Here is a 10,915-nt window from a genome sequence, read left to right as displayed (position 1 = left end):
ATAAATCCCATCATAGCTCGTGATGTCCTTCAACATACAGCATCCATGACACAAAGTACATCAGCAAGCAGTTTTGAACTAAACCCCGTTTCAACTGAAACTGTCCATTTACCACAAGTCAGTTTTACTTCGTCTGGGAGGTGTTGCTCCGTTGTCATCATAACGTGTGCCCATTGTGGGGGATCGAGTTGAACTTCTTTGTTAAGTTTCGTGGCCCAAGAAAGATAGCTGTGATAATTGATGTCTTTAACTTTACACCACGCTTTTGCAGTCATCCCGCTGGTCCTACATTCGGCCACCAGCGCCTTACGTTCTTGTTTGTCCATTCGAATACCTCCATTCCTTTGTGTTATGGAGATAGTTTCTCATAGATAAAGCATGTTGACCATGCACCGGTTTATTAAGCGCTTACGTTGAAAAGGCCTTATTGAGACTAGGATTTGGTTAATGTTAACCAAATCCCATGTTTCAAAATGGGCTTGAAAGGTCAAAAGACATGGACGAATTTGTCCATGTCTTTTGATATTTACTTAATCAAAGTTTGAAATTAGATAATTAACGGCGTGACCAATCCCACCAGTTCGTATTCAATGAATAACTGCCCGGGCAATGCCAGTTTCCTTATTAATCATGTCTATACTCCACTGCAGACCTAACAACCAATGAACGTATCGGATCCGTTCTGAACTACGCATTTTTTGCTTATTGTAGTCCCGACGTAATCGCTTTGCGATACGGTAGGCAGGATCTGAAACTGGTTCGATAGTACATAAGACACTTTCCCATCCTAAGTGAACCAGACTTTTATACCTCTTATAACCGTCTACAAGAATATAGTGATCGTTAATTGGACCCTCGACGATTAACGGATTGTCTAATTTATTCTTTCTAATGTCGGCTGTTAATCGTGTATCCTCTTCACATAGAAATAAGGTTTCTGGGAATATTTGGGACAATCTAACCCAATCAACAAGCCCGGGCATAGGTACTCACCCCCAATCCTCCTAAGGAAAGGTTATGTGAGAAATAAATTGTCCTATTCGCTAATCGTCCAGTCTCTTTACTCCTAAAACTTTTTGTTTTGCGTCCTAGCCATAAAGGAAATTACGACACTTTTAGTGCGAGTGTTCATAATGCAATTAAACCTTATGCCAAGCAATCTAGTTTACACGCTAAATTAAACCCCAATCACTTTTGGCCTTAAATCAATCCTATAATTGAGAAACTCCTTTAACTCTTCATCATTAGAAAGTGAGTTGTCAGGAACCTCTTGCCGAGCCTCGTAGATTTATTCCGGCGAAAATTTCTCCCCTTTTAAAACCTTAACACCATAGACAATATCTTGATCCTCACATTTTTCCCGCTCCTCTTAAAATTCTTTACGGCTTTCAAAAATGATCATCATGCCTGATCACTACCCTTCTCTTCTGATCTAGAATTTTTAAGCGAAATAACCGGGGTTTCTTCTTCAGTATAATCGTATTCTCCTTGCTGCTGCGCTTCAATAAGAATATCAACAGCATTTGCAACTTTGGCGGCAAGTTGAAAATACATTTCCTTATAATCTGGCACGTTAAATACACCTCTCTGCACAATTAGTGTTATATAACTAATTATGACACATAATATACCTTAGTGCTATATCACTAACAAAACTTATTCTTCTTCTGTATGCTTTAATTAGTGATAACTCACTAGGAGGTGTATTCATGGATACGAGACAAGCAGTAGTGAATAGAATTGTTGAACTTTGCAAAGAACGGAATATAACGCCCAATGCTTTGAGCTATCGTGCCGCCGTACCACAATCGACTATAAAAAGCATCCTAAATGATGAGAGCCTGAACCCTGGTATTGTAACCATTAAAAAGTTGTGTGATGGTTTAGAAATCTCACTGTCGGACTTTTTTAATACGGATGTCTTTAGCAATTTAGAACAAGAACTCACATGAATCATTAATAATCCCTACCATTTGAGACATCTTATTCAAGTCTTCTTCCAGGGATAAATAGTGTGCATTGAGTAATACCAAGACTGACTTTGTCATACGAGCGATTGAAGAGGCAATTGAAAACCTATGGAACCTGTTATTATCTGAAGTTGAACTTCGAAGTCCTTTTCCGACCCGAGCATAATTCTGGAGGAGTTAGAACTTGGGTCATAATTGACGCTTACGTACAAGCTAAACAATAAGTGGATAAGTTTGTGTCAGGCACGGATGTCCTTTAATTTCGTGCTCCGCGTTTTCCTTCTGCCAGTATACTATAAATCTAATTCTCGCTGATCTAAGGTTAATGCGATCGAGCAACAGGAACACAAAAGGCACCAGTTTATATCAACCGACACCTTTATAAGAAATTTCTAGTTCTTCTATGTGACTATCGGGAATACTTAGGGTTAGAAAATTTTTCTTCCGAGCGTAAGAAGTCGAGTTTGAATTTGCCATCACAGACCTTAATAATTGAAAAGGTCCCCCTGGAAATGAAAGTACCCTGACCCTCTTTCTTATCACATTCTTGCAATAATCTAACTATACAGCATCGACTTTATCAGACCTTCACCGTCTTCTTCATCACAAACCCTGGCAAAGACTCCTTCATCTTCCATACAATACTGATCGGCGCTGAGCCATAGTGACTCTGAAAGTCAGCAAATCCGATACAAGTAAATGGCGAAGCAAACGTTGCCTCTTTTTTGTACTCTCTCACAAAAAACAAAACATTCCCACCATTGTTTGGTTGGTTGATATACCTCTGCCCGGTTATCGATTCCTCCGTCGTTCGACTCTGAGACTGCCAATGAAATAGCTCTTCATTAATAGAATAATCTTGATACATCGTTGAGGTCGAATAATCTTTCTCGGACTTGTTCAAGGTTACGAAGAACACATCCAAATTCTTCTCTGCAAGGTAGAGAGCACCTTCCCTGAAAGAGCTCCTCTTTTGCTCCGTATGTTTCCCCAGAGCTACCAGAATCTGATCAAAGGTATAAGAACAATATAAATCCAGCGGATAGACCGTCCCAAACCGGTCCAAAGGCTTATCTACAAAATCGATCTTCAAATACTGATAGTCTAGTAAGTCCATTAGTTCTTGGAAAAGTCGTTAATCATTAATGGCCCAATATAGCCCCTCTTCTATAGAAGAAAACCTATTGCCCAGATCACCCAGTCCCTTACCCCATATGGTATAGTAGACCATCATGAGCATGGATCTTTCCAGCATGGTCAACGGATGTAACAAAGCACCTTTACCTAACTGGATCTGAGGTAAGATCGTCTGCATAAAACGAATCCATCGCCTGGAATTCGCCAAAGACAATCTTCCAAACGCTGCAGCCATCAGGCTTTCCCGTTCCTGCTGCACCGAATATCCCTTAAGAAAACCAACCTGAGCCGCCAACCCCACCACAGTAACCTTTTTGCTATAGACATCTTGCGGTATTACATGGTAACCCTCAAAAAACTCCCGGACACTTAGATCTCCTTTGATATCCATGAAATCATGGAGCTTGCCGATCAGATTTCGTTTCGTATTAACCGCATTTCGGATATTCTCTAAAACATAATCCTGGGCTTGCCTTTCTAATTGAATCGAGCATCCTCTAGGTACATTGGCAAAGCCATGCTTGATTTCATGCTCGACGGTTTTCCGAGTCCTAGATAACAACGCTTTGAACCGCTCTTCAAACGAATACTTCTTGTGAGCTTGTCCCACGAAGTCCAAGACTGTCAGGGCTTCTTTACCCTCACTGAGTCTTAACCCCCGACCTAACTGCTGTAAAAAGACGGTCAAGCTTTCCGTCGGACGTAGGAAAAGAACGGTATTCACCTCGGGAATATCGATCCCTTCATTATATATATCCACTACAAATACAAATTTAATTTCCTTCGTTACCAAACGACGCTTCACACTATCCCGAACCTCGTTCACAGATTCTGCAATGAGAAATTCCGAGGGGATCCCGGATTTATTAAAGACCTCTGACATGAATTCAGCATGCTTTTTGGTAAGACAAAACCCGATACCAATAATGTCCGAAGGTTCTAGGCAATATGTTTCAATCGCCTTAATGACATTCCCAACACGTTTGACAGCAACCGCTCGCTCAAAAACAAAAAGGTTTTCTATTTCTCGCTCATCATATCTTCCTGCAACCCAACGCACTTGTCTTAGGTCAACATTGTCCGTCACGCCGAAATAATGAAAGGGACTGAGTAGTTTTCGTTCGATCGCTTCCCATAACCGGATTTCGGCTGCAATCCTACCTTCGAAATACGAATAGATGCTTCGTCCATCCCCTCTTTCCGGTGTTGCCGTCAGTCCCAGCAAGATTTTTGGCTTTAGTTTATTCGGTTTACCCGGGTTTGCTCTGCAAAAGTCTCGATAATCAAAGGCCGCAATGACCGTCTTTCCGGTACCCGTTGCAGCAAATGGTATCCCCATCATCGATATAATTAAAGATCTCGCGTAGGATTCTAGTCAGGTAATCCGCCAGAATCTTAGATGACTCAGCCGAATCCAGCGGCTGGGTATCTTTTATGACAAGCTCTTGATCCACTTTATTTAGGTTTTCGTTAACGATCTCGTTTATGATTTGTTCATACAGGCCATAGATAATTCCAGACATGCTCCACCTCTAACTTATGACTGCTTTAGCTTTTCTACTAGTGGAATAACTGCGTAGTAATATAAGTCTAACTCAGTTTGGTTAACCCACCAATGTGCCAGTGGTAGTAATATGTGAATTTACTCAATTCAGATTTAAGTATTCTAAGCATTCCTTTAAGTCTCTCCATGTTCTACTTTACCACAGGGAACACAAATTTACCTGCTAATTTGAGCTTGGCGCAGTATAGCTATAGTGTCAAGGATTTAATGTATGTAGTACGCGTCACACTTCGACAAAATGCGAGAGGTGCCAGTCCCTTATGGAGGAAAAGAAGACCTTGAAGTTGAACTTCGAAGTCCTTTTCCGACCCGAGCATAATTCTGGAGGAGTTAGAACTTGGGTCATAATTGACGTTTGCGTACAAGCTAAACAATAAGTTCATAAGTTGGTGTCAGGCACCGCACCGAGGCACCGCACCGTTTCTGGAGATCGGCTTTTTCCTGCAGGGCCCTGTCCCGATCCTAAAATGCCTGTTCCCGGTCCTGAAGAGCTTGGTCCCGATCCTTCACTCCCTTCTGCAGTTCCCGAACGGACATGTTTTCGATATCCATCTCCGCGATGAACTGCTCCCGTTCTTCTTCCGGGACCGCGAGAAGGATGAGCGCCTGAGAATAGTTCATGTTCGGCAGTCGCTGCGTTTGCGCGCTGGCATTGAGGGCAGCAGACTGTTTGTCCCCGTACGCATCAAAGACGATCATCATTTTCTGGGCCGTTCTCTCCGTGTAACTTATCGACTCCGCCAGTCACTTGCCCCCCCATACGGAATCAGGTCCTTGGCCTCCTTCAGCACCCTGCCGCATGGTCGTCACAACAAGCATTGTGCTAAGGTTGACTTTCACGACCGCCGACGGCAAAACGTTAGCGATTACGCTCCTCAATCCGAGGGAAGACCTGCAGCAGGCTGGCATCAGTTTATTGGCCCTGTACTCCTCATTTCCCGCAATTTTTCACCAGGTGAACGTTAGGAAGAGCTCACTAACATGTTAGCGGTTCAAGTCTCTAATATTTTCAGAATAGTTTCCCATTGTATTGGGGTCGTACCCCTGGGGAAGGTTGACCGCAGGAAAGCCTTCCCTCGAGCACAGATAGGAAGTGGTGATAACCCGTAATTTGCCGCCGCCCATTGTAAACTGAGTCAGCTCATTGATGATTAACCGTAAGCCGCTCCACTTGATAAACGAAACGAGAAAATCGATTCTGTCACTGCTCAAGATTTCCTTTTTCAGTTCAGAGATCATGCTCGGCTCATGGACCGCCCCAGTAAAGAGGGAGTTCTCTGCGATAGAAGTCTCTGGTCTCACGGGCTTTTCGGAGCTTGGTAAAACTTTTTGTTTGCTTACCTTCTTGTCTACCAGGGATAATAACATCTGGGCATGAAGCTCCCTTTTTGAATACACTCTGCAATGTACTGCAAAATACCATTACATAAATTCACCCGGTCTCTGACAACAGCATCCCCATCTTCAATATAATCAAAAATCTCGCGCAGAATCTTAGTCAGGTAATCTGCCAGAATCTTGGAAGACTCAGCTGAATCCAGCGGCTGAGTATCTTTTATTACAAGTTTTTCATCCACTTTATTCAGGTTTTCGTTGATGATTCCGTTAATGATTTGCTCGTATAGGCCATAGATGATTTCGGACATGATGCACCTCTTACTCGGAGACTGAGTTTAGCTTTTTCCATTAAGTAAACTATCCGTAGGCCTCGAAAATCAGTTTAGCAAAATCATTATACAACGCAAATATTTTTTTGACAAGTTCAGTTATCATGTACTCAAATATTGTTTTTTTGTATATAATAGAGTAAAAGGGTGGTGTATATGGATCAAAAAAATATTGGCGTGAACCTCCACCGAATTCGTGAAGCCAAAGGTTTAAGTCAAGCGCAAGTTGCCGATTCTGCCGGAATTTCAAGAATTGCCTATCGGAATATCGAAAATGGAATCTCAACCCCAAAAGTATCAACCTTACAAAATATTGCTTTTGGCGTTGGAGTAAAACTCCAAGATTTGTTCGTCCCGATTCGAACCTTAAATAAGGTGCGATTTCGAGCGTTGAAAAGGATGAATAGTCGGGACAATATATTAAATGAGGTAGCACAATGGCTTGACGATTTTAATTATCTCGAAGATTTGTTAGATGATCATGAAGATTATCTATTCCGAGGCCTCGCCAACAAATTATCTTTAATGCATGACAGAACTAATAGAGCTAAATATGCGGCTGAGCAGGCTAGAGAATTATTTGGACTCAAAGTGAAAGAGCCCATCCGTGATATCGCCGGTTTACTTGATTCAAGTGGGATAAAAGTATACCCCCTAAGTCTTGCATCAGATGGCTTCTTTGGCTTATCCGTTTCTGAAGAAGATGGGGGGCCTGCTATTATCGTTAACGTTTGGGAACGGATTTCTGTGGAGCGATGGATTTTCAGCGCTGCCCACGAGCTTGGACATTTACTTCTACATTTTGACGCTTATGATGTGGGATTAAGCGCAGAAGAACCTGAGCAGGAAGTAGAGGCTAATTTTTTTGCGTCCCATTTCTTAATGCCCAATGCTGCTTTTGAATCAGAATGGGCCGACGCTTATGGCTTGCCTTTTATTAACCGTGTTCTCAAAGTAAAGAGGATATTTCAGGTTAGTTACAAGACAGTCCTGTATCGCCTTTCTGAAAGTTTAGGAAAATCTATATGGGGAAAATTTCAGCATGCCTATAAATTAAAAACTGGCAAAACCCTAAGTATTACTGAAGAACCTGAAGCTTTGCCACCGAACAAATTCCAACAAACTCCAGAAGTATTGCGTTCCCTTGAACCAGACTCCCTATCATCGTCTCACTTTGTAGAAGATCGTTTATCTAGATTAGTCCGCAAAGCTATTGAAAGGGATGAAATTACCATGAGCCGTGGAGCTGAGATCCTCAGACTTGATCTTGAAGCCATGAGAGAAATAGTTTCTTCGTGGGTATAATGAATGGTAATTGCAAAGAGTCATTTTTTGATACTAGATGCTAATATTCTTATTGATTTCTTAAAATGTGACAGAACAATTATTAAATTGATTTCTACTAACGTTGGGCAAGTATATTTAGCAACACCTGTTTTAGATGAAATTAGTGAAATTAACGATAGTGATTGTGCTGAACTGGGAATCATACTTGTTGAACCTGAACTAGACCAGGTTATGTTAGCGGCAGAGAAAAAAGGATCATTATCATTTCAAGATAACTTATGTTTAATTCTTGCCAAAAGCCATGGCTGGACTTGTGTGACTAATGATAAACCATTAAGGCAAATGTGTGAATCTGAAGGCGTAACGCAAATTTGGGGGATTGAACTAATTTGTATGTTAGTAGAATCTGGCGGACTCCCTGCCACACATGCGAGAGAAATCATACTAGAAATTAAAAAGATTAATCCGAAATACATCACAGCCAGCATTGTTGAAAAGGCCTTATTGAGACTGGGATTTGGTTAATGTTAACCAAATCCCAGTCTCAAAATGTGCTTGAAAGGTCAAAAGACATGGACGAATTTGTCCATGTCTTTTGATATTCACTTAATTAAAGCTTGAAATTTGATAACTAACGGTGTAACCAATCCCACCAGTTCGTATTTGATTTTGCTTTTTCCAGACACTTCTCAAATACTGCCACAATAGGAACACATCCCCAATCCTCCTAAGGAAAGGTTATGTGAGAAATAAATTGTCCTATTCTCTAATCGTCCAGTCTCTTTACTCCTAAAATTTTTCGTTTCGCGTCCTAGCCATAAAGAAAATTATGACACTTTTAGTGCTGAGTCTTCATGATACAATTGAAACCTTATGCCAAGCAAATTCTAGTTTACACATCAAATTAAACCCCAATCACTCTTGGCCTTAAATCAATCCTATAATTGAGAAACTCCTTTAACTCTTCGTCATCTTGAAAGTGAGTTGTTAGGAACCTTAAGAGATCTTCTTGCCGAGGCTTGCCAAAAACCATCCGATAGGCTACAAGTGTTCGCTTTAAATCATCTATATAACTCGCTTCACGACTTAAGGGCAGCGACAGGATTTCTAGGGTATCCGTGATCTCTGCCAGTGACCAAACCCGGCCAAAAGAGCGCAAGGCCGAAATTGCCGGGGAACCTAGAGCGATCTTTGTGATCACCTCACCTAAATCTCCAGGCTGTTGGCCCAAATCCTCGGGGTCAAAGCTATAGAAGAGCTCACTAACATGTTACCAAGTACTCCTTTCAAGGCTCTTATAATTTTCAGAATAGTTTCCCATTGTGTGTTGGCACTGTGTTGGGGGCGTACCCCTGGGGAAGGTTGAGCGCAGGGAAGCCTTCCCTCCCAGTAACGACAACCATAATCAAGCATATGCCTCGCGCCTTTCGGCGCGAGGCATATGCTTTTAAGGGAGTAAGATTACACTAAATCTTGCTCCCTATATTTCGTAGAGCTTCGTAACGGTCAGATGCCGAGTTCAATTAATAATTCAATCTAATAATAGCAAATGAAAGCGTTAAACTTAATAACTACTTAAACATTAGAAGTTGGCTCGGATCAACGTCAAGGGCTTTGGCAATTCTGTAAATGGCAATAACAGATAAACCATAGACAGATGTGCTTTCAAGATGGCTAATGGTGGTATAACTCAATTCCGATTTTTCGGCAAGCTCACTCTGACTGAGGCCTCGCTGCTTCCGAAGAAATTGAATTTTAAAGCCTATATTCTTCAAAAATTGATTCTCTTCCTTGGTGTATGACTTGCTGCTGATAGGGGGCATATGATTCCTCCATTAGATACAACAATATTTTATCTAATTCTACCTAAAATGGAATTGCAAGAATACGCAGTATGGAGATATAATATTGTTGTTATACCGCAATTTTTAATTCATTACTGTCCAGAAATAGTTGAGGAAGGAGAATTACATTGTTAAACATTGGCATATGTGACGACAAGCTCATCCTGCGTAAGTATCTGATGATACTGATTCAAGAATATGAAACTGAAAATGACGTCAGGTTCAATCTTTATCAATTTGATAGCGGAGAAACACTTATTGAAAAATTCAACGAGGATAAGGAATTTTTTGATCTTTTCTTCCTTGATAACTATATGAAAGAAATGACCGGACTGGAAACGGCTTTATATATTCGGCGCGACAATACTGCTTGCCATATTGTTTTTGCAACGGCTTCCGATGAGCTAAATGCTTTTATGACCGCTTCTCCACTTCAGATACTGTCCAAGCCTGTCCAAAAAGAAGATGTTAAGTCCATATTGAATAAGGTATTAGCTTGGAAAGCCAGCAATAGTTACAGATGCTAAGAGTCTTTCGTATATATGTAAGCATTAAGGTGCAGCGCTGTTCTGTCTATCACGTCGCGATAAAGACCACAAGATAAGCCTAACTGTAATTGACTTGCCATTGGTTGGCAAGTCGATTACTTGCACCGTTAATTTTGAGCTGAACGTAGGTTAATAAATTGTCTTTATCATGGATTTGCGTATAATAATCCTAAGAGGTGAATCGCTTTGAAAACGAGTGTTATAAAGGGTGTAAGGAATCATAAAAGAGTAATTTCCAGTGTTGGGGCTTCAATGGCGACGGAAGGATTACAACCAAGTTTACATGCTCAGGCACTCGGCAAACAGTACCTTGAAGATAAAATTACCAGCAGAGAGGCAGTTGCGAGGATAAAGGAAAGGCACTCTGCTAAATTTGGACGATGAAATGGGTAGTGGCTTTTCAACTTATGACCCTTTAGAAAATCGACAGTCAATCTATTGTTATAAAGGAACGGATATATTAATTAACAAGGAAAACATCCGTGATGCAAAAGCTCTGGCTGAGTACGAAGCAGATATTACAATGATTCGGCAATATGAACTTGAAAATGAGCAGACTGTAAAAGGTAAATTTGGTATTACCCATTTAATACGGATTAACTGCAAAAAGCAATAAAACGCACCTAGGGCTAGGTGCGTTTTATTGGTAGAAGCCGGTTTGATGGAAATTATATGGAATTCTGCTGAGGTGCATTTAGAACCAGTAATCGCCATAAAACTGGGAAGGCTATCCTTAGTCTTAATGAAATGCTGGTTTGGGGGATCATGTTATTCGTAAAGTCACGCGTATGAAATATAAAACAAGTTTCTTATCAGCTTCTTTTATTCCTTAGTGTGTCTTCCACTTCTATCCTACTTCTCAAGACAATATCGCCCCATGGTGTTGATTACATAACCA

Annotated in this window: 16 protein-coding genes and 1 pseudogene; 7 read left to right on the top strand and 10 right to left on the bottom strand. The window is 41.0% G+C overall.

Annotated features, from left to right (window positions below):
• Positions 1-29: 29 nt before the first annotated feature.
• From JL57_RS06490 to JL57_RS33715, 3 genes are all read right to left on the bottom strand, one after another.
• Positions 30-326: an IS66 family insertion sequence element accessory protein TnpA gene (locus JL57_RS06490; protein ID WP_034140157.1), complete on the bottom strand. Its 297-nt coding sequence runs from the start codon at positions 324-326 to the stop codon at positions 30-32.
• Positions 327-587: 261 nt separating this feature from the next.
• Positions 588-983, bottom strand: a complete 396-nt coding sequence (locus JL57_RS06485) for a ParB N-terminal domain-containing protein (RefSeq protein WP_034141241.1) — start codon at positions 981-983, stop codon at positions 588-590.
• A 418-nt stretch (positions 984-1,401) separates the two neighbouring features.
• Entirely contained in the window at positions 1,402-1,572 is a 171-nt protein-coding gene (locus JL57_RS33715; protein WP_291299777.1) for a hypothetical protein, read from the bottom strand.
• Between the two features lie 137 nt (positions 1,573-1,709).
• On the opposite strand from JL57_RS33715, the gene JL57_RS06480 reads away from it, so the two are divergent.
• Positions 1,710-1,952 (top strand): helix-turn-helix transcriptional regulator, encoded by a 243-nt coding sequence (locus tag JL57_RS06480; RefSeq protein WP_034141240.1) that lies wholly within the window; start codon positions 1,710-1,712, stop codon positions 1,950-1,952.
• Between the two features lie 598 nt (positions 1,953-2,550).
• Here the strand turns inward: JL57_RS06480 and JL57_RS33710 are convergent.
• The 4 genes from JL57_RS33710 to JL57_RS06470 form a co-directional block, all read right to left on the bottom strand.
• Positions 2,551-3,087: a DUF3427 domain-containing protein gene (locus JL57_RS33710; RefSeq protein ID WP_291299776.1), complete on the bottom strand. Its 537-nt coding sequence runs from the start codon at positions 3,085-3,087 to the stop codon at positions 2,551-2,553.
• 18 nt (positions 3,088-3,105) lie between these two features.
• Positions 3,106-4,449, bottom strand: a complete 1,344-nt coding sequence (locus tag JL57_RS06475; protein WP_291299775.1) for a DEAD/DEAH box helicase — start codon at positions 4,447-4,449, stop codon at positions 3,106-3,108.
• Positions 4,391-4,630: a hypothetical protein gene (locus JL57_RS33705; protein WP_291299774.1), complete on the bottom strand. Its 240-nt coding sequence runs from the start codon at positions 4,628-4,630 to the stop codon at positions 4,391-4,393. The genes JL57_RS06475 and JL57_RS33705 overlap by 59 nt, the downstream gene beginning before the upstream one ends.
• A 503-nt stretch (positions 4,631-5,133) precedes the next feature.
• Complete coding sequence (locus JL57_RS06470) at positions 5,134-5,373, bottom strand: DUF3102 domain-containing protein (protein ID WP_291299773.1); 240 nt, start codon at positions 5,371-5,373, stop codon at positions 5,134-5,136.
• Between the two features lie 97 nt (positions 5,374-5,470).
• Here JL57_RS06470 and JL57_RS33700 point away from each other — a divergent pair, with 97 nt between their 5' ends.
• The gene (locus JL57_RS33700; RefSeq protein WP_291299772.1) at positions 5,471-5,659 is read left to right on the top strand and encodes a DUF2922 family protein; all 189 of its coding nucleotides are present in this window, start codon (positions 5,471-5,473) and stop codon (positions 5,657-5,659) included.
• Positions 5,660-5,754: 95 nt separating this feature from the next.
• On the opposite strand, the pseudogene JL57_RS36280 reads toward JL57_RS33700, so the two are convergent.
• Positions 5,755-6,317 (bottom strand): annotated as a pseudogene (locus tag JL57_RS36280) (NgoFVII family restriction endonuclease); the annotation flags it as partial.
• A 177-nt stretch (positions 6,318-6,494) separates the two neighbouring features.
• On the opposite strand from JL57_RS36280, the gene JL57_RS06455 reads away from it, so the two are divergent.
• Both JL57_RS06455 and JL57_RS06450 read left to right on the top strand, forming a co-directional pair.
• Positions 6,495-7,643, top strand: coding sequence for an XRE family transcriptional regulator (locus JL57_RS06455; protein WP_034141237.1), 1,149 nt, complete (start codon positions 6,495-6,497; stop codon positions 7,641-7,643).
• A gap of 3 nt (positions 7,644-7,646) precedes the next feature.
• A complete protein-coding gene (locus tag JL57_RS06450; protein WP_034141236.1) occupies positions 7,647-8,150 on the top strand; it encodes a hypothetical protein in 504 nt (167 codons plus the stop codon).
• Positions 8,151-8,529: 379 nt separating this feature from the next.
• On the opposite strand, the gene JL57_RS06445 is transcribed toward JL57_RS06450, so the two are convergent.
• The gene (locus tag JL57_RS06445; RefSeq protein WP_034141235.1) at positions 8,530-8,826 is read right to left on the bottom strand and encodes a hypothetical protein; all 297 of its coding nucleotides are present in this window, start codon (positions 8,824-8,826) and stop codon (positions 8,530-8,532) included.
• A gap of 370 nt (positions 8,827-9,196) precedes the next feature.
• Complete coding sequence (locus JL57_RS06440) at positions 9,197-9,448, bottom strand: helix-turn-helix domain-containing protein (RefSeq protein WP_034141234.1); 252 nt, start codon at positions 9,446-9,448, stop codon at positions 9,197-9,199.
• 149 nt (positions 9,449-9,597) lie between these two features.
• Between JL57_RS06440 and JL57_RS06435 the strand changes: the two genes are divergently transcribed.
• The 3 genes from JL57_RS06435 (at position 9,598) to JL57_RS06425 (ending at position 10,633) form a co-directional block, all read left to right on the top strand.
• Positions 9,598-9,996 carry a LytTR family DNA-binding domain-containing protein gene (locus tag JL57_RS06435; RefSeq protein WP_034141233.1) on the top strand — a complete coding sequence of 133 codons (399 nt, stop codon included), beginning with the start codon at positions 9,598-9,600 and terminating at the stop codon, positions 9,994-9,996.
• 207 nt (positions 9,997-10,203) lie between these two features.
• Positions 10,204-10,401: an antitoxin VbhA family protein gene (locus JL57_RS06430; RefSeq protein WP_034141232.1), complete on the top strand. Its 198-nt coding sequence runs from the start codon at positions 10,204-10,206 to the stop codon at positions 10,399-10,401.
• Position 10,402: 1 nt separating this feature from the next.
• The gene (locus tag JL57_RS06425) at positions 10,403-10,633 is read left to right on the top strand and encodes a hypothetical protein (protein ID WP_291299771.1); all 231 of its coding nucleotides are present in this window, start codon (positions 10,403-10,405) and stop codon (positions 10,631-10,633) included.
• Positions 10,634-10,915: the final 282 nt, after the last annotated feature.

This window comes from Desulfosporosinus sp. BICA1-9 (assembly GCF_000802135.1).
Note: the sequence above shows the minus strand (reverse complement) of the source record. Positions and strands in the feature narration are given on the sequence as shown.

Excerpts from the sequence above, each read along its gene's own strand:
- JL57_RS06490 (WP_034140157.1), bottom strand. The coding sequence starts at position 326 with ATGGACAAACAAGAACGTAAGGCGCTGGTGGCCGAATGTAGGACCAGC.
- JL57_RS06485 (WP_034141241.1), bottom strand. The coding sequence starts at position 983 with ATGCCCGGGCTTGTTGATTGGGTTAGATTGTCCCAAATATTCCCAGAA.
- JL57_RS06480 (WP_034141240.1), top strand. The coding sequence starts at position 1,710 with ATGGATACGAGACAAGCAGTAGTGAATAGAATTGTTGAACTTTGCAAA.
- JL57_RS33710 (WP_291299776.1), bottom strand. The coding sequence starts at position 3,087 with ATGGACTTACTAGACTATCAGTATTTGAAGATCGATTTTGTAGATAAG.
- JL57_RS06475 (WP_291299775.1), bottom strand. The coding sequence starts at position 4,449 with ATGATGGGGATACCATTTGCTGCAACGGGTACCGGAAAGACGGTCATT.
- JL57_RS33705 (WP_291299774.1), bottom strand. The coding sequence starts at position 4,630 with ATGTCTGGAATTATCTATGGCCTGTATGAACAAATCATAAACGAGATC.
- JL57_RS06470 (WP_291299773.1), bottom strand. The coding sequence starts at position 5,373 with ATGATGATCGTCTTTGATGCGTACGGGGACAAACAGTCTGCTGCCCTC.
- JL57_RS33700 (WP_291299772.1), top strand. The coding sequence starts at position 5,471 with ATGGTCGTCACAACAAGCATTGTGCTAAGGTTGACTTTCACGACCGCC.
- JL57_RS06455 (WP_034141237.1), top strand. The coding sequence starts at position 6,495 with ATGGATCAAAAAAATATTGGCGTGAACCTCCACCGAATTCGTGAAGCC.
- JL57_RS06450 (WP_034141236.1), top strand. The coding sequence starts at position 7,647 with ATGGTAATTGCAAAGAGTCATTTTTTGATACTAGATGCTAATATTCTT.
- JL57_RS06440 (WP_034141234.1), bottom strand. The coding sequence starts at position 9,448 with ATGCCCCCTATCAGCAGCAAGTCATACACCAAGGAAGAGAATCAATTT.
- JL57_RS06425 (WP_291299771.1), top strand. The coding sequence starts at position 10,403 with ATGGGTAGTGGCTTTTCAACTTATGACCCTTTAGAAAATCGACAGTCA.